Source organism: Knoellia sp. p5-6-4, from assembly GCF_029222705.1.
Classification (GTDB): domain Bacteria; phylum Actinomycetota; class Actinomycetes; order Actinomycetales; family Dermatophilaceae; genus Pedococcus_A.
Window position 1 is genome coordinate 1,181,023 of sequence record NZ_JARGZF010000002.1, and the last position, 25,304, is coordinate 1,206,326.

At 73.2% G+C, this 25,304-nt stretch carries 25 protein-coding genes; 7 read left to right on the plus strand and 18 right to left on the minus strand.

Translation table 11 applies throughout. The annotated features are described in order from the left end of the window. Positions 1 to 43 precede the first annotated feature (43 nt). The 3 genes from P2F65_RS16965 to ppk2 all read right to left on the minus strand — a co-directional run bounded on the left by P2F65_RS16965 (position 44) and on the right by ppk2 (position 4,212). Complete coding sequence (locus P2F65_RS16965) at positions 44 to 1,741, minus strand: GMC family oxidoreductase (RefSeq protein ID WP_275810465.1); 1,698 nt, start codon at positions 1,739 to 1,741, stop codon at positions 44 to 46. Beyond that, the gene (locus tag P2F65_RS16970; protein ID WP_275810468.1) at positions 1,738 to 3,330 is read right to left on the minus strand and encodes a succinic semialdehyde dehydrogenase; all 1,593 of its coding nucleotides are present in this window, start codon (positions 3,328 to 3,330) and stop codon (positions 1,738 to 1,740) included. Before P2F65_RS16970 ends, P2F65_RS16965 begins: the two co-directional genes overlap by 4 nt. Before the next feature lie 81 nt (positions 3,331 to 3,411). Continuing rightward, the gene (gene ppk2, locus P2F65_RS16975) at positions 3,412 to 4,212 is read right to left on the minus strand and encodes a polyphosphate kinase 2 (protein ID WP_275810471.1); all 801 of its coding nucleotides are present in this window, start codon (positions 4,210 to 4,212) and stop codon (positions 3,412 to 3,414) included. Between the two features lie 151 nt (positions 4,213 to 4,363). On the opposite strand from ppk2, the gene P2F65_RS16980 reads away from it, so the two are divergent. Further along, entirely contained in the window at positions 4,364 to 5,473 is a 1,110-nt protein-coding gene (locus P2F65_RS16980) for a ScyD/ScyE family protein (protein ID WP_275810474.1), read from the plus strand. A gap of 86 nt (positions 5,474 to 5,559) precedes the next feature. Here P2F65_RS16980 and P2F65_RS16985 read toward each other — a convergent pair whose 3' ends face one another. Then, positions 5,560 to 6,681, minus strand: coding sequence for a GuaB3 family IMP dehydrogenase-related protein (locus P2F65_RS16985; RefSeq protein ID WP_275810477.1), 1,122 nt, complete (start codon positions 6,679 to 6,681; stop codon positions 5,560 to 5,562). A 339-nt stretch (positions 6,682 to 7,020) separates the two neighbouring features. Then, positions 7,021 to 8,538, minus strand: a complete 1,518-nt coding sequence (guaB, locus tag P2F65_RS16990; RefSeq protein WP_275810481.1) for an IMP dehydrogenase — start codon at positions 8,536 to 8,538, stop codon at positions 7,021 to 7,023. 221 nt (positions 8,539 to 8,759) lie between these two features. On the opposite strand from guaB, the gene P2F65_RS16995 reads away from it, so the two are divergent. Both P2F65_RS16995 and P2F65_RS17000 read left to right on the plus strand, forming a co-directional pair. Beyond that, entirely contained in the window at positions 8,760 to 9,056 is a 297-nt protein-coding gene (locus P2F65_RS16995; protein WP_275810483.1) for a WhiB family transcriptional regulator, read from the plus strand. 16 nt (positions 9,057 to 9,072) lie between these two features. Further along, positions 9,073 to 9,297, plus strand: a complete 225-nt coding sequence (locus P2F65_RS17000) for an RNA-binding S4 domain-containing protein (protein WP_275810486.1) — start codon at positions 9,073 to 9,075, stop codon at positions 9,295 to 9,297. 16 nt (positions 9,298 to 9,313) lie between these two features. On the opposite strand, the gene P2F65_RS17005 is transcribed toward P2F65_RS17000, so the two are convergent. Genes P2F65_RS17005 through P2F65_RS17015 form a run of 3 tightly spaced genes read right to left on the minus strand, consistent with a single transcriptional unit; the run spans position 9,314 to position 11,963 of the window. After that, entirely contained in the window at positions 9,314 to 10,723 is a 1,410-nt protein-coding gene (locus P2F65_RS17005; RefSeq protein ID WP_275810489.1) for an FtsX-like permease family protein, read from the minus strand. Continuing rightward, positions 10,720 to 11,430, minus strand: coding sequence for an ABC transporter ATP-binding protein (locus tag P2F65_RS17010; RefSeq protein ID WP_275810492.1), 711 nt, complete (start codon positions 11,428 to 11,430; stop codon positions 10,720 to 10,722). Before P2F65_RS17010 ends, P2F65_RS17005 begins: the two co-directional genes overlap by 4 nt. Beyond that, complete coding sequence (locus P2F65_RS17015) at positions 11,427 to 11,963, minus strand: PadR family transcriptional regulator (protein ID WP_275810495.1); 537 nt, start codon at positions 11,961 to 11,963, stop codon at positions 11,427 to 11,429. The genes P2F65_RS17010 and P2F65_RS17015 overlap by 4 nt, the downstream gene beginning before the upstream one ends. A 76-nt stretch (positions 11,964 to 12,039) precedes the next feature. Between P2F65_RS17015 and P2F65_RS17020 the strand changes: the two genes are divergently transcribed. Then, a complete protein-coding gene (locus P2F65_RS17020; RefSeq protein ID WP_275810498.1) occupies positions 12,040 to 12,516 on the plus strand; it encodes a hypothetical protein in 477 nt (158 codons plus the stop codon). A gap of 93 nt (positions 12,517 to 12,609) precedes the next feature. Here P2F65_RS17020 and groL read toward each other — a convergent pair whose 3' ends face one another. Continuing rightward, positions 12,610 to 14,226 carry a chaperonin GroEL gene (gene groL, locus P2F65_RS17025; RefSeq protein WP_275810512.1) on the minus strand — a complete coding sequence of 539 codons (1,617 nt, stop codon included), beginning with the start codon at positions 14,224 to 14,226 and terminating at the stop codon, positions 12,610 to 12,612. Positions 14,227 to 14,354: 128 nt separating this feature from the next. Next, positions 14,355 to 14,651, minus strand: a complete 297-nt coding sequence (gene groES / locus P2F65_RS17030; RefSeq protein WP_275810514.1) for a co-chaperone GroES — start codon at positions 14,649 to 14,651, stop codon at positions 14,355 to 14,357. 225 nt (positions 14,652 to 14,876) lie between these two features. Between groES and P2F65_RS17035 the strand changes: the two genes are divergently transcribed. Next, entirely contained in the window at positions 14,877 to 16,109 is a 1,233-nt protein-coding gene (locus P2F65_RS17035; RefSeq protein ID WP_275810515.1) for a class I SAM-dependent methyltransferase, read from the plus strand. 165 nt (positions 16,110 to 16,274) lie between these two features. Continuing rightward, positions 16,275 to 16,991, plus strand: coding sequence for a hypothetical protein (locus P2F65_RS17040; RefSeq protein WP_275810517.1), 717 nt, complete (start codon positions 16,275 to 16,277; stop codon positions 16,989 to 16,991). Between the two features lie 42 nt (positions 16,992 to 17,033). Here P2F65_RS17040 and P2F65_RS17045 read toward each other — a convergent pair whose 3' ends face one another. Beyond that, on the minus strand, positions 17,034 to 17,867 hold the full coding sequence (locus P2F65_RS17045; RefSeq protein WP_275810519.1) for a PfkB family carbohydrate kinase: 834 nt from the start codon (positions 17,865 to 17,867) through the stop codon (positions 17,034 to 17,036). Then, positions 17,867 to 18,853, minus strand: coding sequence for a nucleoside hydrolase (locus P2F65_RS17050; RefSeq protein ID WP_275810521.1), 987 nt, complete (start codon positions 18,851 to 18,853; stop codon positions 17,867 to 17,869). The genes P2F65_RS17045 and P2F65_RS17050 overlap by 1 nt, the downstream gene beginning before the upstream one ends. Before the next feature lie 57 nt (positions 18,854 to 18,910). Here P2F65_RS17050 and P2F65_RS17055 point away from each other — a divergent pair, with 57 nt between their 5' ends. Continuing rightward, complete coding sequence (locus P2F65_RS17055) at positions 18,911 to 20,218, plus strand: glycoside hydrolase family 3 N-terminal domain-containing protein (RefSeq protein WP_275810523.1); 1,308 nt, start codon at positions 18,911 to 18,913, stop codon at positions 20,216 to 20,218. Between the two features lie 20 nt (positions 20,219 to 20,238). Here the strand turns inward: P2F65_RS17055 and tsaD are convergent, their stop codons facing one another. From tsaD to alr, 6 genes are read right to left on the minus strand one after another with little or no spacing between them, the layout of a single operon-like run. Then, positions 20,239 to 21,288, minus strand: a complete 1,050-nt coding sequence (tsaD, locus tag P2F65_RS17060; RefSeq protein ID WP_275810525.1) for a tRNA (adenosine(37)-N6)-threonylcarbamoyltransferase complex transferase subunit TsaD — start codon at positions 21,286 to 21,288, stop codon at positions 20,239 to 20,241. After that, on the minus strand, positions 21,285 to 21,755 hold the full coding sequence (gene rimI, locus P2F65_RS17065) for a ribosomal protein S18-alanine N-acetyltransferase (protein ID WP_275810527.1): 471 nt from the start codon (positions 21,753 to 21,755) through the stop codon (positions 21,285 to 21,287). The genes tsaD and rimI overlap by 4 nt, the downstream gene beginning before the upstream one ends. A 1-nt stretch (position 21,756) precedes the next feature. After that, a complete protein-coding gene (gene tsaB / locus P2F65_RS17070; RefSeq protein ID WP_275810528.1) occupies positions 21,757 to 22,458 on the minus strand; it encodes a tRNA (adenosine(37)-N6)-threonylcarbamoyltransferase complex dimerization subunit type 1 TsaB in 702 nt (233 codons plus the stop codon). Between the two features lie 5 nt (positions 22,459 to 22,463). After that, positions 22,464 to 22,946, minus strand: coding sequence for a tRNA (adenosine(37)-N6)-threonylcarbamoyltransferase complex ATPase subunit type 1 TsaE (gene tsaE / locus P2F65_RS17075; RefSeq protein ID WP_275810530.1), 483 nt, complete (start codon positions 22,944 to 22,946; stop codon positions 22,464 to 22,466). Beyond that, positions 22,933 to 24,114, minus strand: a complete 1,182-nt coding sequence (locus P2F65_RS17080; RefSeq protein WP_275810532.1) for an alpha/beta hydrolase — start codon at positions 24,112 to 24,114, stop codon at positions 22,933 to 22,935. Before P2F65_RS17080 ends, tsaE begins: the two co-directional genes overlap by 14 nt. Further along, positions 24,111 to 25,292 carry an alanine racemase gene (gene alr, locus P2F65_RS17085; protein ID WP_275810534.1) on the minus strand — a complete coding sequence of 394 codons (1,182 nt, stop codon included), beginning with the start codon at positions 25,290 to 25,292 and terminating at the stop codon, positions 24,111 to 24,113. Before alr ends, P2F65_RS17080 begins: the two co-directional genes overlap by 4 nt. Between the last annotated feature and the right edge of the window lie 12 nt (positions 25,293 to 25,304).

Below are 25,304 nucleotides of genomic sequence, written 5' to 3' on the forward strand. Positions count from 1 at the left end.
GGGCCCCTCCTCTGCCCAACCTGGTCAGGCCTGTCCGGCCAGCTCAGGCCTGCGCGCTCTCGTGCGTGAACCTCGGCACGGCAGGTCGCTGCGCCCGCACGGGCTCGAGCCGCTGGTAGGCCTCGCCCTGGGCCGGCCGCGGGTCGGGCTCGCCCCGGTTGGGCCACAGCGACATGGCCCGCTCAGCCTGGGCGGTGATGGTCAGCGACGGGTTGACGCCGAGGTTCGCCGAGACCGCCGAGCCGTCGACGACGTGCAGCCCGGGGTAGCCCCAGACCCGGTGGTAGGGGTCGACGACCCCCTGCTCGCGGTCGGCTCCGATGACCGCGCCGCCGAGGAAGTGGGCGGTCATCGGCACGTCGACGATCTCGCCGAGCGAGCTGCCAGGGAAGGCCCGCAGCCCCGTGGCCTGCGACAGGCGCCGGGCGAGCGCGACGATCGAGCGGTGCCCTGCCGGGATCCACGTGGGGTTCGGCTCGCCGTGGCCCTGGCGCGAGGTCAGGGTGCGGCGACCGAGCAGCCCCCGGCGCCCGGAGACGGTCAGCGAGTTGTCGCGGCTCTGCATGACGAGCCCGATGACCGTGCGCTCGCTCCAGCGGTACAGCGACAGCGAGCGGAGGAAGACCACCGGGTGGCGCACGGCCTCCAGGAGGAACTTCACCGGCCGCGGCACCGACCCTCCTCCGTCGACGAGGATGGTCGCGAGCGCACCCATGGCGTTGGAGCCCTTGCCGTAGCGCACGTTCTCGACGTGGGTGTCGGGCGCCGGGTGGAACGAGGAGGTGATGGCCACACCCTTGGTGACGTCGACCCCCTCGGGCGCCTTCTGCAGCATCGCACCCCCGAGGGCCTCGGAGTTGGTGCGGGTCAGGTGACCGAGACGGCCGGACAGCGCCGGCAGGGCACCGGTGTCCTTGAGCGTGTGGAGCAGCCGCTGGGTGCCCCAGGCGCCTGCCGCGAAGACCACCTGGTCGGCGGTGACGGTGCGCCGGTGCCTGCGCAGCCAGGCGCCGGTCGCCTCGGTCGTGACCCGGTATGCCGTGCCGCCCGGCTCCGGGCGCACGTCCACCACGGTGCGCATCGGCTCCACGGTGGCGCCTAGACGCTCGGCGAGCGCGAGGTAGTTCTTCACCAGGGTGTTCTTGGCGCCAACCCGGCACCCGACCATGCAGTTGCCGCACTCGGTGCAGCCGGTGCGGTCCGGGCCGGCCCCGCCGAAGTACGGGTCGGGGACCTGGACCCCCGGCGCACCGAAGAAGACGCCGACGGGCGTCTTGCGGAAGGTGTCGGCCACCCCGAGGTCCTCGGCGGTCTGGCGCATGACCTGCTCGACCGGGCCCTCGCAGGGGTTGGTGACGACGCCGAGCATGCTGGAGGCCACCCGGTAGTGCGGCGCGAGCTCGGACTGCCAGTCGGTGATGTCACGCCACTGCGGGTCACGGAAGAAAGGCGTGGGCGGCACGTAGAGCGTGTTGGCGTAGTTGAGCGAGCCGCCACCGACCCCCGCCCCGGCGAGCACCACGACGTCCGGGAGGCGGTGGATGCGCTGGACCCCGAAGCACTTCAGCCGCGGGGCCCAGAAGTAGCGACGCAGGTTCCACGAGGTCTTGGCGAAGTCCTCGTCGGCGAACCGGCGTCCCGACTCGATGACGTGGACGCAGTAGCCCTTCTCCGCCAGCCGCAGGGCGCTGACCGAGCCGCCGAAACCCGAGCCGACGACGACGACGTCGTAGTCGCTCACGGGCGGCCCACAGCCTTCAGCACCCGCAGCGCCGCCGTCATGCCCTTGACCCAGGTCTGCTCGGACATGCCGAGGAACGGCCGCAGGGGCACCAGGCGCTGCACGGCCACGGTCTGGGACTCGGTGTACTTCATGATCCCCTCGGCGCCGTGCCGGCGGGAGACGCCGGAGGCCCTCATCCCGCCCATCGGGGCAGCCACGCTGCCCCAGGCGGCGCCGTAGGGCTCGTTGATGTTGACCGTGCCGGCGGTGATCTGTGCCGCGAGGCGGCGACCGCGCCGCACGTCGCGGGTGTACACCGAGGCGTTGAGGCCGTAGTCGCTGTCGTTGGCCAGCCGGACGGCCTCCTCGTCGGAGCCCACCTCGAAGATGCTGACCACTGGGCCGAACGTCTCCTCGTCACGGCAGGCCATGGCCGCGGTGACCCCGGTGAGCACCGTGGGCTCGTACACGAACGGACCCACGTCGGGGCGAGCCCTGCCGCCGGTCAGCACGGTGGCACCCTTGGAGCGGGCGTCCTCGACGTGCGCCTGCACCCGGGCCAGCTGCTCGGCCGAGACCAGGGAGCCCATGTCGGCTCCGAAGGACAGGTCGGCGCCGAGGCGCATGCCCTTCACGGCCTCGACGAAGCGCTCGGTGAACTCCGCTGCGACCGCCCGGTGGACGAGGATGCGCTCCTTGGAGATGCACAGCTGGCCCGCCGAGGCGAAGCAGCCTCGCACCGCGCCCTCGACCGCGCGCCCGAGGTCGGCGTCCTCGGCGATGTACATGCTGTTCTTGCCGCCGAGCTCGAGGCTGGCCCCGACGAGCCGCGCCCCGGCCGACGCGGCGACGTGGCGTCCGACGGCCGTGGAACCGGTGAAGCTCACGTAGTCGGTGAGGTCGACGACCGCCTGCCCCACGGTGGGCCCGTCCCCGAGCACGACCTGCAGCACCGACTCGGGCAGCCCCGCCTCGGTCAGCATCGCCACCGCCTGGAGCGCCGTGAGCGACGCCTGCACGTCGGGCCTCAGCACCACGGCGTTGCCCGCCATGAGGGCCGGGATGGCGTCGGAGACCGCCAGCGTCAGCGGGTAGTTCCACGGCGAGACGATCCCCACCACACCCTTGGGGTGGTGCAGCTCCCAGGCCTGGGTCAGCACCGGGAAGAGGCCTGGCCGGCGGCGGGCCCGCAGGTGGTCCTTGCCCGTCCTGGCGTAGTAGCGCGATACCAGCGCGACGTCGGCGACCTCCTCGAAGGCCTGGCGCCGGGTCTTGCCCGACTCGAGCTGCACGAGGTCGAGCAGCTCCGCCTGCCGGTCTAGCACGAGGTCGTGGTAGCGCAGGAGCACCCGCTCCCGCACGTGCATCGGCGTGCGGGCCCAGGCCCGCTGGGCGTTGCGCGCCTGGTCGACGGCGGCCTGCACGTCCCGGGGGGTCGACATCGGCAGCGAGGCCAGCGGTGCTCCACCCATGGGCGAGCGGGTCAGGCGGTGCTCGGCCCGCGGGGAGCACACCACGCGCGCGGTGAGCCGGCGAGCGAGCGCCGGGTCCACGGCATACGTCGCAGTGGGGTCGGTTTCCGGGTCAGCCAGGATGTCCGGGGCCATAGCGGAAGGGTAGGTCGGCGTCCGCCAATTTACTAGCGGTAAGTTACTGGTGAGACACCAGCCACAGCCGGCCGTGGGCCGCTAGTGACTCAGGCGCGCCGCGTGGTCCGGGACCTCGTGCAGGAGGGACCGGTCGGGCCGCACGTAGCCTCGCGACGGCGGCCGGGCGGGCAGCTCGAGGAGGGGCGCCTCGACGTCCTCGTAGGGGATCCGCGAGAGCAGGTGGGCGATCATGTTGATCCGCGAGCGCCGCTTGTCGTCGCTCTCGACGACGTTCCACCGCGCCTCGGGGATGTCGGTGTGCACGAGCATCTCGTCCTTGGCCCGCGAGTAGTCCTCCCAGCGCGTGATCGACTCGAGGTCGGTGGTCGAGAGCTTCCACCGGCGCATGGGGTCGGTCAGCCGCGACTCGAAGCGGCGCTGCTGCTCGACGTCGCTGACCGAGAACCAGTACTTGTGCAGCCGGATGCCGTCCTCGACCAGCATCCGCTCGAAGATCGGGCACTGGCGCAGGAAGCGCTGGTGCTCATCGGGCGTGCAGTAGCCCAGGACGCGCTCGACGCCGGCGCGGTTGTACCAGCTGCGGTCGAAGAGCACGATCTCGCCGGCTGCGGGGAGGTGCTCGACGTATCGCTGGAAGTACCACTGGGTGCGCTGCCGCTCGGTCGGCGTGGGCAGCGCGACGATGCGGGCCACGCGAGGGTTGAGGTACTGCGCCACGCGCTTGATGGTCGAGCCCTTGCCCGCTGCGTCGCGGCCCTCGAACACCACCACGACCCGTTCGCCCTCGCGGCGCACCCACTCCTGCACCTTCACGAGCTCGGCCTGCAGCCGGAACAGCTCGGCCTCGTAGACCGACTTCTTCAGCCGCCCGCCGTCCATAGCGCTCATGGTGCCACGACCTGCGCGGACGGCCTCCGGGATCGCCCCGTGACCGCCGCGTTCGCGCGCTGACTAGGACATCGGGCGGTCCGCCGCCCCCTGCTTCTGCTGGACGCTGGGAGGCATCCCCCACCTCCGAAGGAGGGCCCCAATGGCCAGCATCCGCACACGAGTGCTCGCGCTGGTGGCGGCCGGCGGCGCCGGCGTAGGCATCGCTGTCGCGCCGGCCCAGGCCGAAACCAGCCGCACCACCGTCGTGGCCTCAGGCCTCGACAGCCCCCGCCTGCTCAGCTTCGCCCCGAACGGCGACCTCTACGTCGCCGAGTCCGGGAAGGGCGGCTCCGGACCGTGCGCCACCCACCCGGAGCTCGGCAAGTTCTGCTTCGGCGAGAGCGGTGCCATCACCCGGGTGAACCCCCACGGACCGGACCGCCGTGTCGTGACCGGCCTGCCATCCCTCGGCGGTGCCGAGGACTCCATCGGCCCCATGGACGTCGACGTCCGTGGTGACCGGTACGTCGTCAGCATCGGACTGGGCGCCCACCCGGACTTCCGCAAGAAGTTCGGGTCTGACGGTGCCCACCTCGGGACCCTGCTGACGGGCAAGCTCAGTGACAGCGAGCACTCCCTGCTCGCGGACATCGCCGCCTACGAGGCCGAGGCCAACCCCGACCGCACCGACCTCGACAGCAACCCGGCAGGCATCTCCCGCCGCGGCGGCGGCTACGACGTGGCCGACGCGGGCGGCAACTCCGTGGTCCGCACGACCCGCAAGGGCGACGTCAGCAAGGTGGCGGTGCTCCGACCGGTGCCGACGACCGCGGCCATCACGCTGGGCCCAGAGACCATTCCGGCCGGCTTCCCCCAGGACGCGGTGCCCACCTCGGTCGTCCGCGGCCCCGACGGCGCCCTCTACATCAGCCAGCTCACCGGCTTCCCGTTCCAGAAGGGGACCTCGAGCATCTGGCGGGTCGAGCCCGGCGGCCACCCCAGGAAGTGGGCGACGGGGCTGACCAACGTCACCGACCTCGCCTTCGACGAGGACGGGCACCTGTATGCCGTGCAGATCGCCTCCGAGGGCCTGCTCAAGGGGCCCGTCGGAAGCCTGGTCAGGGTCAAGCGCGGCAGCAGCTCGCACCACACCGTGGTGGGCGGGCTGACGGCGCCCTACGGCGTCGCGATCGACGGTGACGACGCCTACGTGACCACGTGCTCGGTATGCGTGGGCAAGGGACAGGTGGTGCGGGTGTCGCTGGACTGACGGCCCCCGCGGCACTGACCGGCTGACGGGCGAGGGGCCCTGCACCGCAGGGCCCCTCGTCCTGTCCGCTCAGCTGCGCTGTCCGGTCAGCTGCGCTGGTAGGGCGCCACCACGACCTCGACGCGCTGGAACTCCTTGAGGTCCGAGTAGCCGGTGGTCGCCATGGCGCGCTTGAGGGCACCGACGATGTTCGTCGTGCCGTCGGCCAGGCGGCCCGGCCCGAAGAGGATCTCCTCCAGCGGCGCGACCCCGCCGACGCCGACCCGCTCGCCGCGCGGCAGCTGCGGGTGGTGGGCCTCCGGACCCCAGTGGTAGCCGCGGCCGGGGGCGTCGGTGGCGCGTGCCAGCGCGGCCCCGAGCATGACGGCGTCGGCACCGCAGGCCACGGCCTTGACGATGTCGCCGCTGCTGCCGACGCCACCGTCGGCGATGACGTGCACGTAGCGGCCGCCGGACTCGTCGAGGTAGTCGCGGCGGGCCGCGGCCACGTCGGCGATCGCCGAGGCCATCGGGGCGTGGATGCCGAGGGTCCGGCGGGTGGTGTGCGCCGCTCCCCCGCCGAAGCCGACGAGGACACCGGCGGCGCCGGTGCGCATCAGGTGCAGCGCGGCGGTGTACGAGGCGGCGCCACCGACGATCACCGGGACGTCGAGCTCGTAGATGAAGCGCTTGAGGTTCAGCGGCTCGGCGCGACCCGAGACGTGCTCGGCCGAGACGGTCGTGCCCCGGATCACGAACAGGTCGACGCCGGCGTCGACCACGCTCTTCCAGAGCTGCTGCGTGCGCTGCGGGCTCAGCGCGCCGGCGACCGTGACGCCGGCATCGCGCACCTGGCGCAGGCGTTCGGTGATGAGCTCGGGCTGGATCTCGGCCGAGTAGATCTCCTGCATCCGCGAGGTCGCCAGGTCGGGGTCGAGGCCGCAGATCTCCTCGAGCAGGGCCGTCGGGTCCTCGTAGCGGGTCCACAGGCCCTCGAGGTCGAGGACGGGGAGCCCACCGAGCCGGCCGAGCGCGATCGCCGTGTCGGGCGACATGACCGAGTCCATCGGTGCCGCGATGACGGGGATGTCGAAGTGGTAGGCGTCGATCTGCCAGGAGACCGAGACCTCCTCCGGGTCGCGGGTGCGGCGTGAGGGCACCACGGCGATGTCGTCGAAGGAGTAGGCCCGACGGCCCCGTTTGCCTCGGCCGATCTCGATCTCAGTCACCGGCCGATCGTATCGGTCGGCTCATCCGCGCCGACACGGCTGCCCGACCGGCACACGGGCGGTTGGGCAGCCCACGCACCTGCGAGGGGCGGGCAGACAGGCAAACTGACGCCCCGCCGCCGGGTGAGGGGGCGGCCAGCGGCGGAGCGCCAGTGTGTTCGCCGGGCGGTCAGCTGCCCGCGGCGGCGAGGTCTCGCGAAAGTCCCCCTCCCGGCTGGCTGCCCTTGCGGGCATGTCCCCACGGTAGGGCGGCGCGGCGCCGAGTCCATCGGGCAGAAGGCGTAACTGTGGAACGGGCCCGCCTACGCAGATCCGGTCCGTCGGCGCGCGGCGCCTGCGTCAGCGACCGGAGTAGTTGGGGGCCTCCACCACCATCTGGATGTCGTGGGGGTGGCTCTCCTTCAGACCTGCCGGGGTGATCCGCACGAAGCGGCCCTTGGCCTGCAGCTCGGGCACCGTCGCGGCGCCGACGTAGAACATCGACTGGTGCAGACCACCGATGAGCTGGCGCGCGACGGCCGAGACCTGGCCCTTGTAAGCCACCCGGCCCTCGATGCCCTCGGGGACGAGCTGGTCGTCGCTGGTGACATCGGCCTGGAAGTAGCGGTCCTTGGAGTAGGACTTCTTCCCGCGCGACGACATGGCGCCGAGCGAGCCCATCCCGCGGTAGGACTTGTACTGCTTGCCGTTGACGAGCACGAGGTCGCCCGGGCTCTCCTCGCAGCCGGCCAGCAGCGACCCGACCATCACGGTGTCGGCCCCCGCGACGAGCGCCTTGGCGATGTCGCCGGAGTACTGCAGGCCGCCGTCGCCGATGACCGGCACGCCCGCCGGCTTGCACGCCTGCGCGGCCTCGTGGATCGCGGTGACCTGCGGGACACCGACGCCGGCCACGACCCGGGTGGTGCAGATCGAGCCCGGGCCGACGCCCACCTTCACGGCGTCGACGCCGGCGTCGACGAGCGCCTGGGCGCCCTCGCGGGTGGCGACGTTCCCGCCGACGACCTGCACGTGCGCGGTGGCGCTGTCGGCCTTCAGGCGCCTGACCATCTCGAGCAGCAGGCTGGCGTGGCCGTGGGCGGTGTCGACGACGAGCACGTCGACGCCGGCCTCGATGAGGGTGGTCGCGCGCTTCCAGGCGTCGCCGAAGTAGCCGACGGCGGCGCCGACGAGGAGCCGGCCCTGGGCGTCCTTGCTGGCGTTCGGGAACTGCTCGGAGCGGACGAAGTCCTTGACGGTGATGAGCCCGGCGAGACGGCCGTCGTCGTCGACCAGCGGCAGGCGCTCGCGCTTGTGCTGGCGCAGCAGCGTCGTGGCGGTCTCGCGGTCGATGTCGGCCGGTCCGGTGACGAGCGGCATCGCGGTCATCACGTCGCGCACGCGGGTGGTGCCCCACTCCGAGACCGGCACGAAGCGCAGGTCGCGGTTGGTGATGATCCCGAGCAGCATCTGGTCGTGGTCGACCACCGGGAGCCCGGAGACGCGGTACTGGCCGCACACCTGGTCGAGCTGCTCGAGGGTGGCGTCCGGGCCGATCGTCACCGGGTTGGGTATGCGCCCGGTCTGCGTCCGCTTCACGAGGTCGACCTGGTAGGCCTGGTCCTCGATCGAGAGGTTGCGGTGGAGCACGCCGAGGCCGCCCTCGCGGGCCATCGCGATGGCCATCCGCGCCTCGGTGACGGTGTCCATCGCGGCCGAGACGAGCGGCACCCGCAGGCTGATCTCACGGGTGAGGCGCGAGGTCGTGTCGACCTCGCTGGGGATCACGTCGCTCAGGCCCGGCAGCAGGAGGACGTCGTCGTAGGTCAGGCCGATCTCGGCGAACGGAGCCGGGACTGAGGACGATCCGTTGCTCATTGCCCAATCGTAAGGCAGCCCAGCAGTGCCTCCGGCCACCCCGGCCCCTCGTCGCACCCGTCACCAGAGGGTCCGGCGGGGCTGGGTGAGAGTCGTGGGAAAGCCGGGTCAAAAGTGTTCACACTTGAACAAGTTTTGACCATCGTGAGGCTGTTTACGCAGGTCAGGCGGGGGTAACTTGCCTCTCATGCGGCACGGTGCCGCGGGGAGGTGGGGACGAAATGGCTGAGCTGTCGAGACTGCCCGGACCTGTTGCCGACCTCTGGGACTGGCAGCTGGAGGGCTCCTGCCGCCAGGTCAACCCAGACGTGTTCTTCCACCCCGAGGGTGAGCGGGGCTCGGCCCGCCGTTCCCGGGACTCGGCGGCCAAGGAGGTCTGCCTCGGCTGCCCGGTGCTCGTGCAGTGCCGCGAGCACGCCCTGCGGGTCCGGGAGCCCTACGGCGTCTGGGGCGCCATGACCGAGGACGAGCGCGAGGCCTGGTACGCCGGCCACCGCACCGTCTCCGAAGCCAGCTGAGACCTAGACTCGGGGCGTGAGCAGCCCCGCAGAGGTCCCCATTCGCGACGAATCCATCCGGCTCGGCCAGCTCCTGAAGCTGGCCGGCCTGGTCGAGGACGGCGCGATGGCCCGTGCCGTCATCGAGGCCGGCGAGGTGACGGTCGACGGCGAGGTCTGGTCGCGCCGCGGCCAGCAGGTGCGCCCGGGCATGCTCGTGTCGTATGCCGGCGAGACCGTGCGCGTGGTCAGCGGCGCCTGAGCTGCGATCCGCCCACCTAGGCCGCGACCCTCAGCTCCTCCGGACGGGTCGCCTCGCGCAGGGTGACCGACGACAGCATGGTGGTCACCACCACCAGCGCCACCGACCCGAGCACGAGCACGGACAGGTCCAGCCACGGCACGGCGGCCACCCGGGACCCCTCGTCCATGCCGGCGCCGGTGGCGAATCCCGCGGCCACGCCGGCTGCCACGGCCGCTGCCACGACCACCATCGGCACCAGCGGCGCCAGCACCTCGAGGAGGGTCGCGCGCACCAGCACGCCGCGCGGGGTGCCCGCCGCCACCAGTGCGGCCAGCGACCGGCGTCGTGACACCAGCGCCTCTGCCTGGAGCACGAAGAGCCCGGCACAGGCGAGCACCAGCCCGACCGCGACCGCGAGGTACACCACGTCGTAGGACTGGCGGAAGAAGGTCGCCGAGTGCAGCTGCGGGTTGCCGAGGGTGTCCGCGCGCAGAACGGTCGCCGCGGCACCTGCGACGACCCCGAGGATGATCGAGGCGGTCACCTTGGTGGCCTCGAACGGGTTCGCGACCAACCTCCGCCCCGCGACGATCCCGGCGACGCTGTCGGCGTGGGCCGACAGCAGGCGCCCGGCGAGCAGCGCCACCGACGCCGAGCCGAACAACAGGCCCACCAGGGCGGTCCCCACGAAGACCCACAGCGCGAGGGAGTGGACGCGGTGGTCGAGGACGCCGAACCGGGCCAGCAGCGGCTGGACGACGGCGACGCCCACGGCTCCGACGAGCACCGCCAGCGCCGGGGGCAGCGCCGGTGCGCGCCGCGGCCCTCCGGTCGTCACGCCGAACGGCGTCATCACCACCCGGCGCAGCGCCACCACGCCGAAGAGCGTCGCGCCGACCGGGACCAGCGCGAGCGCCAGCACGGCTGCCACAGGGTGCGGCCAGACGTCGGTCGGCCACGAACGGGCGTACCCCACCGCGAAAGCCCCCTCCACCCCCGTCGGCAACGGCGCCCGGATCGGCTCGTCGAGCACACCGCGCAGCAGGAGGAAGGCCGCGCCGCCCACCAGGGAGCCGAGCATCGCCGCGAGACCGGTCTCGAGCGCCACGATCCCGCGGACGTCGGCCGGCGTCGCACCGGCGAGCCGCAGCGCCGCGAGCCGGCGGTCGCGGGCCGGAGAGCCCAACCGTGAGCTCAGGCCGGTGAAGACCAGGACGGGCAGGGTGAGCAGCAACAGGGCGGCGACGACCCCGACCCGCAGCCCGCTCTCGTTGAGCAGCTGGATCCGGTAGGCGGCGGTGTACTCACCGCGGATCGACAGCACCACGCCGGTCACGAGCAGCAGCAGGGCGGCCGCCGCCGCCCCCACCGCGGTGAAACCGATCCGCAGCGCGTCTCCGCGACCGCCGGCTGCCGCCAGCCGGAGCCGCTCGGCTGCCCTCACGAGCCCTCCCCGAGGGTGTGGACGGCATCCCCGGCAGGCACGCTGTCGTCGAGGACGACACCGTCGCGAACCTCGACGTCGCGGTCGCCGTACGCCGCCACCCGTGCGTCGTGGGTGACGAGCACGACGCTCGTGCCCTGGTCGCGGGCGGTCTCGATGAGCGCCGCCATCACGTCCTCCCCGGCCAGCGAGTCCAGGGCTCCGGTCGGCTCGTCGGCGAACAGGACGGCCGGCTCGGTGACGAGCGCGCGCGCCACGGCGACGAGCTGCGCCTGCCCGCCGGACATCTCGCGCGGCCGTGCCCCTGCCAGGGCGGCCACCCCGAACCGGTCCAACCACGAGCGCGCCACCTCCTCGGCAGACGGCCGCGGCGCCCCGCCGAGCAGCAGTGGGAGCGCGACGTTGTCGAGGGCGGTCAGCTCCGAGACGAGCTGGCCGTACTGGAACAGGACCCCGAACTCAGAACGCCGCAGCGCCGAGCGCTCCCTTTCAGGCAACGAGCTGACGACGCGGTCGCCCCAGCGCACCGCCCCGGCGTCCGGCACGAGCACCCCGGCGAGGCACAGCAGCAGTGAGGACTTGCCCGATCCCGACCGCCCGGTCACGGCGAGCACCTCCCCCGGCTCCACCCGCAGGTCGACCCCCCGCAACGCCGGCCGGCGCCCGTAGTCGAGCACCAGTCCCCTAGCGCCCAGCACTCCGCTCATGCGCCCAGCTCCTTCTTGAGTGTTCCCATGCGGTCCCGTGCCGCGTCCATCCACCGCAGGTCGGCGTCGAGGTGCGCCAGCGCGTAGTCGGCGGCGAGCACCTGCTCGAGCGTGGCAGCCTCCCGGGTCTTGACCGCGGTCAGCTCGCGCATCCGCCGGAGGTGGGCGGCCCGCTGCGCGCGCAGGTATGCCGCGGCCCGCGGCTCGTCGTCGAGCAGCAGGGCGATGGCGACCTTGAGCGCGAACGGGTTCGCGACGTGCGCAGCCGGCTCCTCGGGCGCAGCGAGCCAGCTGTTCAGCTCGTCGCGTCCGGCGTCGGTGATCTCGTAGACGGTGCGGTCGGGCCCGTCGACCCGCTGCACCGCCGACGGGCGGACGTGCCCGCGGCGGTGCAGCCGGTCGAGCGACGCGTAGACCTGGCCGAATGCCAGCGGCTTGGCGTGCGGGAACCGCGCGTCATGGTCCCGCTTCAGGTCGTAGCCGTGCCGCTGCCCCCTGCTCAGCAGCCCCAGCAGCACGTGCCCCGTCGACATGCTGATCACTATTCACTCGGTGAATAGCACGCGTCAAGCATCCCGCACCAACCGGGCCCTGTGGGAGCCTGCCGACATGACGGTCATCGACGCCCTCGCCCGCACCGCGGGCACCTGGCAGGGGACCAACGGGTTCCGGCTTATGCCGACCGACGGCCTCTTCACCGCGCCGGCCACGGCAAGCGTCGCCGTCGCTGCCGGCGGGCACCTGGTGATGGTGGGCTACACGTGGAGGCACCCCGACGACGGGGAGCAGCAGGGCCTGCTGGTCGTCGGGCACGGCGACGACGCGGCCGAGCCGGCTCGTGCCACCTTGCTCTGGGCCGACTCGTGGCACCAGCAGGCGGCGCGGGCCGTCGACGGCTCGGCCGACGGCGAGACGCTGGCCTTCGAGTACGACTACGGCGGCGGCTGGCGCTGGCGCGTGCAGGTGTCCCCCGCAGACCACGAACTCGCCGTCCGGATGCTCAACGTGGTCCCGGAGAGCGCCGACACCGGCACACCCCCGGTCGGGGCCTACGAGGCGATGGTGATGGACCTCCGGCGCACCTGACCTCCGGCCGGCGCGCGCCACGGCATACGGATGGGGACGCGCGAAGGCCCGCCCCCGCTGTGGGGACGGGCCTTCGAGAGGTGGCAGTGAGGGTCAGTGACCGTGGCCGTGGCCGTGGCCGCCGGCGGCCTCCGGCTCCTCTTCCTTCTTCTCCACGACGAGGGTGTCGGTGGTGAGGACCATCGACGCGATCGACGCGGCGTTGCGCAGGGCGGAGCGGGTGACCTTCACCGGGTCGATGACGCCGGCCTTGACCAGGTCGACGTACTGGCCGGTGGCGGCGTTGAGGCCGTTGCCCGGCTCGAGCTCGGCGACCTTGGAGACGGCGACGTAGCCCTCCATGCCGGCGTTCTCGGCGATCCAGCGCAGCGGCTCGGCCGCGGCCTTGCGCACGATGTTGGCGCCGGTGGCCTCGTCACCCTCGAGCCCGAGGGCGTCGATGGCCGTGGAGGCGTGGACGAGGGCGGAGCCGCCACCGGCGACGATGCCCTCCTCGATGGCCGCGCGGGTCGCCGAGATGGCGTCCTCGATGCGGTGCTTCTTCTCCTTGAGCTCGACCTCGGTGTGGGCGCCGACGCGGATGACGCAGACACCGCCGGCCAGCTTGGCCAGGCGCTCCTGCAGCTTCTCGCGATCCCAGTCGGAGTCGGTGCGCTCGATCTCGGCCTTGATCTGGTTGACCCGGCCCTCGACCTCGTCGGGCTTGCCGGCGCCGTCGATGATCGTGGTGTTGTCCTTGGTGACGACGATGCGGCGGGCCTGGCCCAGCACGTCGAGGTCGGCCTGGTCGAGCTTGAGGCCGACCTCCTCGGAGATGACCTGGCCACCGGTGAGGACGGCCATGTCCTGCAGCATCGCCTTGCGGCGGTCACCGAAACCGGGGGCCTTGACCGCCACGACGTTGAAGGTGCCGCGGATCTTGTTGACCACGAGGGTCGAGAGCGCCTCGCCGTCGACGTCCTCGGCGATGACCAGCAGCGGCTTGCCGGCCTTGACGACCTTCTCGAGCACCGGGAGCACCTCGGCGATGGCCGAGATCTTGCCCTGGTTGATGAGGATGTAGGCGTCCTCGATGACGGCTTCCATGCGCTCGGGGTCCGAGATGAAGTACGGGGAGATGTAGCCCTTGTCGAACTGCATGCCCTCGGTGAACTCGAGCTCCGTGGTCGCGGTCGAGGACTCCTCGACGGTGATGACGCCGTCCTTGCCCACCTTGTCGAAGGCGTCGGCGATGGTGGTGCCGATCGTCTCGTCCTGGGCGGACAGCGAGGCGACCTGGGCGATCTCGTCCTTGCCCTCGATCTCGCGGGCGTTGTCGAGCAGGCGGGCCTGCACGGCCTCGACGGCCTGGTCGATGCCGCGCTTGAGGCCGGCCGGGGCGGCGCCCGCAGCGACGTTGCGCAGGCCCTCCTTGACCATGGCCTGGGCGAGCACGGTGGCGGTGGTGGTGCCGTCACCCGCGACGTCGTTGGTCTTGGTCGCGACCTCCTTGGCGAGCTGGGCGCCGAGGTTCTCGTAGGAGTCCTCGAGCTCGACCTCGCGGGCGATGGTCACGCCATCGTTGGTGATCGTGGGAGCGCCCCACTTCTTGTCGATGACCACGTTGCGCCCCTTGGGGCCGAGGGTCACCTTGACGGCGTTCGCGAGCGCGTCGACGCCGCGCTCGAGTGACTTGCGAGCGTCGTCGTTGAACTCCAGCGTCTTAGCCATGAAAGTCCTTCACCTACTTGATGTTCGTGGGCACGCCGACTGGTTGGACGGCGTGCAGGGGATGTGCGCACGCCCCGGCGCGGACCCGGTGCGGGCCGCGCCGGGGCGTGGGCTTCAAGAGCGGTGCGTCAGCCGACGATGGCGAGCACGTCGCGCGCCGAGAGGATGAGGTACTCCTCGCCGCCGTGCTTGATCTCGGTGCCGCCGTACTTGCTGTAGAGCACGCGGTCGCCGACCTTGACGTCGAGCGGGATGCGCTCGTCGCCGTCCTCGTTCCAGCGACCGGGGCCGACCGCGAGGACCTCGCCCTCCTGGGGCTTCTCCTTCGCGGTGTCCGGGATGACAAGACCGGACGCGGTCGTCTGCTCGGCCTCGACGGACTTGACGACGATGCGGTCTTCGAGCGGCTTGATGGAAACCGACACGATGTTGACCTCCCCTTTGGGAATGTCGAAGTGGACAATGGGCTACTGCTTGGTGCGGTCGTGCCCGTCGCCGTCGCGGGGGTCGATGAGCGCCGACTGCGTTAGCACTCGGCAAGCCGGAGTGCCAATGGCAAATCTAGGACCGCGGTTAGCACTCGGTCAACTCGAGTGCCAGACGTTCGCCCACGGCTGATCACACCCGCTCGATGGGCCAGAATGCCCGCCATGGACCTCGACCTCCTGCGCCGCCTGACGACCGGTGAGGGGTGGGGCCTGCTGCAGGCGCTTCCGCCGTACGAGCCGGGCTCCGAGCTGAGCCTGCAGCAGCGCCTGCGCGACGCCGGCTTCGAGCCGGACCTGGTGGCCGCAGCCGTCAACCAGACCCGGCTGCGCGCGAAGGCGGTGGCCAAGTTCGGCTCGTTCGCCCAGGGCATGGTGCTCACCAGCGACGGCCTCGAGCAGGCCACCCGCCTGGAGGTGGCGGCCCGGCACGCCGAGCGCTTCCGCGCCGCCGGCATCCACACCGTCCACGACCTCGGCTGCGGCATCGGCGCCGACGCGATGGCCATGGCCGGCCTCGACCTGCGGGTGCGCGCCATCGACGCCGACGAGGTCACCTCCGCCGTCGCCGCGGTGAACCTGCGGCACTGGCCCGACTCCACGGCCACCCAGGGGCTGGCCGAGGAGTTCACCCCGCCCGCCGGCGAGGGCGCCCGGGGGGTCGGCGCCTGGCTCGACCCCGCACGCCGCACGCCGGGCGTGGCGGACGTCAGCGGCCGCACCAGACGGGTCTTCCGGCTCGACGCCATCTCCCCGTCCTGGGAGCAGGTCCAGGAGATGGCCCGGGCACTGCCCGCCACCGGCGCCAAGCTGAGCCCCGCGTTCCCCCACGCCGCCCTGCCCGCCGGCGGCGAGGCCCAGTGGACCTCCTGGGACGGCGAGGTGCTCGAGTGCGTGGTGTGGTGGGGCCCGCTGGTCCGCCAGTCGGGGCGCACCGCCGCGGTGCTGGGGCGCGGTGGCGTTCAGGCGGTCGTGACGGAGCCGCAGGCGGACCCCGACCCCGAGCCACTGTCGAGCCTGGCGGAGCTCGGCCCGTGGCTCTACGAGCCCGACCGTGCCGTGCTGCGCGCCGGCCTGGTGGGGGCGGTGACGGCGGCCACGGGCGGCGCCGAGCTCGACGCCGGCGTCGGCTACGTCTGTGCGCCCGGCCCGCACGACCTGCCGTTCGCACGCCGGTATGCCGTGCTGGAGGCCATGCCGTTCAACGTCAAGGCGCTGCGGGCCTGGCTTCGCGACCACGGCATCGACCGCCTGACGGTGAAGAAGCGCGGCGTCACCCTCGACGCCGACCAGCTGCGTCACCAGCTGCGGCTGCCGGCGCGGGGGCGCACCGAGGCCGTCGTGGTCATCACGCGGGTGCGCAGCCAGCAGGTGGTCCTGGTCGTCCAACCTGCCTGACGCGCCAGTGGGGCAGCCGGGGCGGAACGGCGCCACGCCGTTACCGGAATGTGACGAATCGCGGGCCATCCCCTACGGTGGGCGATCGCGGCTCGGACCCCGCCGCACCCCAAACCCGACAGAAGCACCCCGACAGCACCGCAGAACGTCCCGAGGATCCACGCCGTGACCGACGCTCACCCCACCAGGGCAGGACGCCACCGCCAGCCCCGACCCGCCCGCCTGCGCCGCCTGCGCCCCTCAGCCGGCACGGGCCGCAACCTGCTCAAGTCGCTGGCCGTCGGCACGACCGCCAGCGGGGTCGTCACCGCCCTCGTCCTCCCCTCCGCCCCGGGCCTGGCCTACGCCCCGGCATCGGCGGAGTCACCGGCCGTGGCCGTCTCCGCCCCGGCCGTCGCGGCCCCCGCCCGAGCGGACTCCTTCGGCCTGATCGGGTTCAGCGCCACCGCGAAGCCCCAGCCCAAGCCGAAGCCCGCCCCGACGCCGACAGCGACCCCCACCGAGCAGCGGGTCGAGCAGCGCGCCTCGCGTTCGGCGGACTACTCGCGGGCCGGCCTCGCGATGAGCGGCATGTCCGACAACGCCGTGGCCGTCGTCAACGAGGTCGAGCGGGCCTTCCCCCACCTCAAAGACATCGGCGGCTACCGGGCGGGCGACCCCGGCGACCACGGCTCCGGCAACGCGGTCGACGTGATGTGCGGCTCCTCCGACGGCGACGCGCTCGCCGAGCACCTGCAGGGGATGGCGGACACGCTGAACATCAAGTACATCATCTGGGAGCAGCGGATCTGGTACCCCGGCGGCGGGGGCTGGGAGCCCATGGAGGACCGTGGCGACCCCACCCAGAACCACATGGACCACGTCCACGTCTCGGTGAACTGACCGCTCGGTGAGCTGACCGGCCGGCCCTGACCTGAGCGGCGGTCAGAGCAGCGGGTCGGCCTGCGCTCCCGGGCGCCGCACCGCCTCGGCCCCCGCCCGGCTCGCGGCCTCCACCGCGGCAGCTCGGTCGGCACCACCGGCCAGGGCGGCGACCAGCGCGCCGCAGAACGCGTCGCCCGCACCGGTGGTGTCGACGACCTCCTCCAGCGGCACCTCCACGCCCTCGAAGCGCTCACCGTCCCAGGAGCAGCCCTCGCCCCCGAAGGTCACCAGCACCGAGGTGGGCACGGCGTCGGAGTCGGCCAGCATCAGGGCCTCGTGCTCGTTGACCACGAGCGGGTCGGCCACGGCCGCCACGTCGTGCGGCAGGGCGGCATACGGCGCGGCGTTGATGACGACGCGGGCGCCGCGCGCCCGGGCGCGGCGGGCGGCCAGGGCCACCACCGGGACCGGCACCTCGAGCTGGGCGAGCAGCACGTCTGCGGCCGAGAGGCCGTCGAGCGGGGCGAGGTCATCGGCGCCCACCTGCGCGTTGGCGCCGGGGATGACGACGATGGCGTTCTCGCTGTCGGCGTCGACCGTGATCCAGGCCTGGCCCGTGGCGACGCCCGGCACCAGCCGCAGGGCCGAGGTGTCGACCCCGCGCCCCTGCAGCCGTTCGAGGTAGCGGTGGCCGTCGGCGTCGTCGCCCAGGCAGCCGACCATCACCACCCTCGCCCCGGCCGACGCCGCGGCAAGGGCCTGGTTGGCGCCCTTGCCCCCGGCACACCGCGTGAGCGGCCCGGTGGCCAGCACGGTCTCTCCCGGGCGGGGGTGGCGCTCGACCTCGGCGACGAGGTCGACGTTGAGGGAGCCGAGCACGACGACGCGGCCCATCAGCCTTCCCCGCCCGTCAGCGTCTCGACCCAGATCCCGGCGAAGCGGTCGGCGTCGACGTCGAGGCACACGTCGACCAGCGACGGCGCCGCGCCATGCGGGTCGTGCGCCAGGTCGCCCGACCAGTCGCGCCGGTCGACGATGGTGCGGCCGCGGGACCAGGTGCCGGCGAGCTCCACGCGCACGGGAAGCCGCTCCGTGCGCACCCCGGCGGGGTCGATGACCACGCAGACCGCGCCCGTGTCGCCGATGGTCGCCGCCGTGCTGTCGAAGCGCTCGCACTGGAAGCCGATCAGCCGGCCCCCCAGCTCGGCCGCGCCCCCACCGCCGAGCGCCACCATCGACTGCGCCTGCTCGCGGGACACCCGGGGGTCGTAGAACACGTCGAGGCCGTACATCGTCACGTTGACGCCCAGCTCGCCGGCGGCGTCGAGCACGACGGCGGCGGCCTCGGGGTCGTGGAAGACGTTGAACTCGGCGGAGGCCGTGGCATTGCCGACGTGGGCCGCGCCGCCCATGAAGACGATCTCGCGCAGGCCCGCGGCCGCGTCGGGGTGGGTGCGCAGCAGGAGCGCCACGTTGGTCAGCGGCGCGAGCGGGACCAGGGTGACCAGGTCGTCGGGGTCGCCGGTCGCGGCGGCCTCGAGGAGCAGGTCGCGCAGCAGCTCCACCGCGTGGCGCGGATCGGGCGACGCCTGCGACTTCGGCCAGTCGAGGTCGCCCATGCCGTCGGCCCCGTGCACGTGGGCGGCGCCCACCGGGTGCTCCAGCAGCGGACGCGCGGCGCCCCGGGCCACGGGGACGTCGAGGCGGCCGGCGGCCTCCAGCACGGTGAGGGTGTTGGTGACGACGGCGTCGACCGGCGCGTTGCCACCGACGCAGGTGACGGCGCGCAGGTCCAGCGCAGGGTGACGGGCCGCCAACAGCACGGCGCAGGCGTCGTCGACGCCCGTGTCGACGTCGAGGATGACCGGTCGCGTTCCCATGGCAGCGGAGCCTACGCGTTTGGGTGCTGGGCAGCGGGCCGGGATAGGTTCGACCGGATGCCTGCGACGACCAGCCCCCGACCCGCTCGCCCGCGCCCCGCCAGCCGCGTCGTGGGCGCCTCGGCCCTGGCCCTCACGCTGCTCGGTGCCGCGGCCTGCGCGGGGGGCGAGGACGCTGGGCGTGCCGCCAGCAGCCCCACGGCGAGCACGTCGACCGGGCCCTCGAGCCCGCCCCGCTCGGCGTCGTCGTCGACGACCCGCACCCCGACCACCACCAGCGCGACGACCACGACGGCCGCCCCCTCGTGCGCCGAGCGGATCGCCGCCACGCTGACACCGGCCCAGCGGGTGGGGCAGCTGCTCATGGTGGGGCTCCAGCCGACGGGCAGCTCGCGGGCGCTGGCGGCCCAGGTCGCCCGCGACCACCTCGGCGGGGTGATCTACCTCGGCGGGTGGGAGGGGGCGTCGACGGTGCGCCTCGCGTCGAAGCGGCTCCAGCAGGCCACCCGGAGCAGCAAGGCGGCCACCGGTGGCGTCGGCCTCCTCGTCGCAGCCGACCAGGAGGGCGGGGCGGTCCAGCAGCTCGAGGGCGCCGGCTTCTCCCCCATCCCGTCGGCGCGCACCCAGGCGACCCTCGGCGCCAAGAACCTCCAGGCGGAGGTGCGCAGCTGGTCGCTCGAGCTCGCCGCGGTGGGCGTCAACGTCAACCTCGCCCCGGTGGCCGACACCGTGCCCACCTCGCTGGGGGCGGCCAACGACCCGATCGGCCGCCACCGGCGCGACTTCGTCCCCGGCGACCCCGAGGCCAACGGCCGGTATGCCGCGGCGTTCGTCCGCGGCTCGCTCGCCGCCGACGTGGCGCCGACGGTCAAGCACTTCCCCGGCCTCGGCCGCGTCACCGGCAACACCGACCTGACCGCCTCGGGCACCACCGACCGCACGGCCTCGGTGAAGGACCCCTACCTCGCGCCGTTCCGCGAGGGGATCGAGGCCGGCACCCCGATCGTGATGGTCTCCTCCGCCCGCTACCCCGGGCTCGACCCGGAGAACCGGGCCATGTTCTCCCCGGCCATCGTCACCGACCTGCTGCGCAAGCGGCTCGGCTTCGACGGCGTCGTCATCACCGACGACGTCGGCGCCGCGGCATCGGTCGCCTCGGTGCCCGTCGCCGAGCGGGCGACCCGGTTCGTCGCAGCCGGTGGCGACATCGTCCTCACCGCGAACGCAGCGCAGGCCCCCGCCATGCGGGCCGGGATCACGCAGAGGATGAAGGCGAGCCCGTCGTTCGCGAGGCAGGTGGACGCCTCCGTGGAGCGCATCCTCGAGCTGAAGGTCCGGCTCGGCCTGGCCTCCTGCGGAGGCTGAGCCGCGAGAGCAGGCGCGGCTCAGGCCTGCACGGCCGTCACCGGCATCGACGAGTCGGCCGGCAGGGACAGCTCCGAGGGCGTGCGGCCCTTGAGCACCATCTGGGCCCCGAGCGCGGCCACCATGGCGCCGTTGTCCGTGCAGAGGCCGGGCCGGGGCACCCGAAGCATGATGCCGGCCGCGTCGCAGCGCTCCTGTGCCATCGCCCGCAGCCGCGAGTTCGCGGCCACGCCGCCACCGATCTGGAGGTTCTCCACGCCGTTCTCCCGGCAGGCCAGCACCGCCTTGCGGGTCAGCACGTCGACGACCGCCTCCTGGAAGCTGGCAGCGACGTCGGCCACCGGGACGGGCTCGCCCGAGCGCTCGCGCGCCTCGACCCAGCGGGCCACCGCGGTCTTCAGGCCGGAGAAGGAGAAGTCGAAGCGGTGGCGCTCCATGTCACGCCCCGACGTCAGCCCGCGGGGGAAGTCGATCGAGACGGCGTCGCCCTCGCGGGCAGCGCGGTCGATGTGCGGGCCTCCGGGGAAGGGCAGCCCGAGCACTCGGGCGACCTTGTCGAACGCCTCCCCCGCTGCGTCGTCGATCGAGGCGCCGAGCGACCGGACGTCGTGGGTGACGTCGGGCACCAGGAGCAGCGAGGAGTGGCCGCCGGAGACGAGCAGCGCCAGCGTCGGCTCCGGCAGCGGACCGTGCTCGACGATGTCGACCGCCACGTGGGAGGCCAGGTGGTTGACGCCGTAGAGGGGGACGCCGAGGGCCACGGACAGCGACTTCGCCGCCGCGACGCCGACCATGAGCGCGCCGGCGAGGCCCGGGCCCGAGGTCACGGAGATGGCGTCGAGGTCGGACAGCCGCACCCCGGCCTGCGTGCAGGCCCGCTCGATGGTCGGCACCATCGCCTCGAGGTGGGCCCGGCTGGCCACCTCGGGCACGACGCCGCCGAAGCGGGCGTGCTCGTCGACGCTGCTGGCGATCGCGTCGACGAGCAGCTCCTCGCCGCGCACGATGCCGACGCCGGTCTCGTCGCACGAGGTCTCGATGCCCAGCACCAGGGGCTGGTCGGCACTCACGCTGTCTCCTCCTTCGAGGTCGTCTCGCCCAGGGTCAGCCGCAGGATGTGCGCGTCCACGTCCCCCGGCTGGTAGTAGCGCCGCCGCGTGGTCAGCAGCTCGAAGCCCGCCCGCTCGTACAGCCGTCGGGCCGGGAGGTTGTCGTCGCGCACCTCGAGCATGAGGTACTCCGCACCCCGGCGCCGGGCCCGGTCGACGAGCTCCTCGAGCAGGGTGCGCCCGAGTCCCCGTCCCTGGGCGCGTGGCGCGACCGCGATGGTCATCACGTCGGCGACCTCGCTGCCCACGTCGAGGCCTGCGTAGCCCGCGATGCCCCCGGCGTCCTCCTCCACCACGTAGTCGCGCCGGGGCCGCCCGGCGAGCTCGGACCACCAGGTCGGCTCGGACCACGCGTCGTGCGGGAAGAGCTCGCGCTCGAGGGCGGCCAGCTCGCCGATGTCGGTCCAGCGCAGCTCGCGCAGGACCATCTCAGGACCTCCCGTGGGGCACGGCCTGCGTCACCGGCTTGCGCGGGTGCGACGGCGCGGCGTCCGGCCGGCGCAGGTAGAGGGGCTCGACAGGCAGGGTGCGGCCCTCCTCGATCGCCGTGACCGCCACGGCCGCGAGGTGGCCGGCACTGACGTCGAGCGGTCCGGCCGGTGGCGCCAACAGGTCGGGGTAGAGCAGCGCACCCCGGCCGACGACCGGCGCGCCGCCGAGCAGGTCGGCCACGGTGGACGGGTAGTCCACGGCAGGGTCCGTGAGGCGGATAGCCCGCGTGCCCCCGTCGGTGGGCTCCACGGCATACCGGGCCCAGTAGACCTCCTTGCGCCGCGCGTCCGTGGCCACCACGAGCTCGCCCCGCACCGCGCCGGTGACCGCAGCCTCGTGGGCCAGCGCGTCGAGGCTGCAGACGCCGTGCACCGGGATGCCGCGGGCGTGCGCGAACACCGTGGCGGTCACCATCCCGACCCGCAGGCCGGTGAATGGACCCGGTCCCACACCGACCGCCACCGCGGTCACGCCCGCGGCGCTGCGGCCGGCCTCCTCGAGCACCGCGGTGATGCTGGGCGCGACGTGCTCGGTGTGGCGGCGCACGTCGAGGGTGGAGCGTTCGGCGACGACACGCTCACCGTCGTGGAGGGCGACGGCGATCGCGGAGGTGGAGGTGTCGATGGCGAGCAGCAGCACGGCGTTCAGGGTACGTCGACCAGCTCGCCGAGCAGGGCACGGGCCTGCTCGTGGGCCCAGCGGGGGCCGGAGGCGGTGATGGTGGCCCGGCGCTCGTCGTCGCCGGTCAGGGTGACCTCCAGCCGGTCCTCGGCGAGTCCCTCGGCGAGCCCGTGGCCCCACTCGACGATCGTGACCGAGTCCTCGATGGAGGCGTCGAGGTCGAGGTCGTCGAGCTCGGCAAGGCCGCCGAGCCGGTAGGCGTCGGCGTGGACGAGGGCCGGGCCTCCCACGAGCGAGGGGTGGACGCGGGCGATGACGAACGTCGGCGAGGTGATGGGGCCGCGCACGCCCAGGCCCTCGGCGATGCCCTGGGTCAGCGTCGTCTTGCCGGCACCGAGGTCGCCGGTCAGCACCACGAGGTCGCCCGCGCGCAGCACCCGGCCGAGCCGCTCGCCCCAGGCACGCGTCTCCTCGGCCGTGCGCAGCACGACCTCAGTGCGCCTCATGCCGCCCCCGTCCCCGGGCCCGCGCGACCTTGCGGCGCTTGGCCACGTCGGTGAGGGTGCGGCGCACCCGCGGCTTGTCCTCGACGTGCAGACCGGTCTCGGCGGCCCTGAGGCCGCGCTCGACCAGCGAGAGCAGCAGCCCCGTGATGACCTCGGGGTGCTCGAGCATGATGATGTGGCCGGCCTCGTTGATGACGACGTGCTCGGCGCCGGGGATGAGCCGGACGATCTCCTCGCTGTGGTCGGGCGGGGTCAGCAGGTCCTGGCTGCCGTTGACCACGAGCGTCTCGATGCCGTGGAACTTGGCGAGGGCCTCGCGCTTGTCGTGGATGTCGATCGAGGGCAGGAAGTCCGACATCACGGTGAACGGCGTGCTGAAGATCATGTCGCCGGTGTAGCGGACCGCGGCCGGGGAGACCGGTGAGGCGAAGCTGTACCTCTCGACGACGAAGTCCTCGAGGTCGCGCCCGACGTGTCGCACGTTGTTGAGCCAGTCCTGCCGGGTGCCGAGGCGGTCGAGGAGCCGGGGGCCGACCCGCCCGAGGACGCGGCCGAGGAACTGCCCGAATCCGAGCGAGACCATGTTGCGCCCGCCCGCGCTGGTCGCCACGAAGGCGGCGGCGATGACCCGCTCGCGGACCAGGTCGGGGAACTGCTCGGCCATCGCCATGACCGTCATGCCGCCCATCGAGTGCCCGACGAGCACGAGCCGGCCCTCGGGCACGACCTCGCTGACGACGCTGTGCAGGTCCTGGCCGAGCTGGTCGATCGTGCAGGCCTCCCGCGAGCTCTTCTCCGACTGGCCGTGGCTGCGCTGGTCCCACAGCACGACGCGGTAGCCGGCCTGCACCAGTGCGCGGCGCTGGAGCACCCACGCCTTGAGGCTGAGCGTGTAGCCGTGGCTGAAGACGATGGTCGGGTGGTCCGGGTGGGCCGCCGCCGGCTCGGGCTCGTCGACCTCCACGTGCAGAGGCACGCCGTCGCTGGCGATGACCACCAGCTCCTTGTCGGGCGTGTGCTCGTAGAGCCCCTCGGGCGTCAGGGTCAGCAGCGCCTTGCGGCGGCTCTTGGTCACCCGCTCGGCGGCGATGCCCGCGGCGGTGGCGGCGCCCGCAGCGGCCAGGCCGAGGCCCAGGCCGAGCGCGCCGTTGCCGGTGCGAGGGCTCATGCGCAACCCTCTCCCAGGTAGACGCGGGGCACCCGGGCTCCCACCCGCGTGACGATCTCGTAGTTGATGGTGCCCGTGGCGACGGCCCAGTCCTGCGCCGTCGGCTCGCCCGCGGCGCCCCGGCCGAACAGCACCACCTCGTCGCCCGCGGCCCCCGGGTAGTCGGGGCCGAGGTCGAGCACGAACTGGTCCATGCAGACCCGCCCGGCGATGGCCAGGCGCCGGCCGCCCACGAGGGCCGGGCCCACGCTGCTGGCGTTCCTGGGTATGCCGTCGGCGTACCCCATCGGCACCAGGCCGAGCTGGGTGTGGGTCGTGGTGGTGTAGGTGTGGCCGTAGGAGACGCCCTGGCCGGCCGGGCAGGGCTTGACCGACGCCAGGTGAGCGGTCAGGCGCATGGCCTCCCGCAGTCCGTAGTGCTCGGGGGCGCCGAGGTCCGGCACCGGCGAGAGGCCGTAGACCGCCAGGCCTGGCCGCACGAGGTCGTAGTGCGCGGATGGGTTGGTGAGGGTCGCGGCGGAGTTGGCGAGGTGGCGCACCTGGGGGCTGAGCCCGGCGCGCTCGAGCTCGGCCAGCACCTCGGCGAAGCGCTCCTGCTGCGCCCGCACCGTGGGGTGCTGGGGGGCGTCCGCGTAGGCGAAGTGGGAGAACACCCCCACCAGGGCGAGCACCCCCTCGGCCTGGAGCCGGCCCAGGGAGGCCACCAGCGCGTCGAGCTCGTCGCCCCAGGCGCCGTTGCGCCCCAGCCCGGTGTCGACCTTGAGGTGGACGCGGGCCGTCGCGCCCTCCACGCGCGCCGTGGTGGCGATGGCGTCCAGCGCCCACTGCGTGGAGACCGACAGGTCGATGCCGAGCCGCACCGCCTCGGTGAAGTCCTGCCCCGGCACGTGCAGCCAGCTGAGCAGGGGCACGTCGATGCCTGCCTGTCGGAGCTCGACCGCCTCGGGCAGCTGGGCGACCCCGAGCCAGCTGGCGCCCCCGCGGAGCGCGGCGCGGGCGGCCGGCAGCAGCCCGTGGCCGTAGGCGTCGGCCTTCACCACGGCCATCACCTCGGCCCGCCCGGCCAGCTCCTTCAGCGTCGCGACGTTGTCCGCGATGGCGTCGAGGTCGACCTGCGCGCAGGCAGGGAGGCCCGGTGGTGCCGGGGCAAACGTGCTGGTCAGTGCATCGGCGCTCATCGCGTCCAGTCT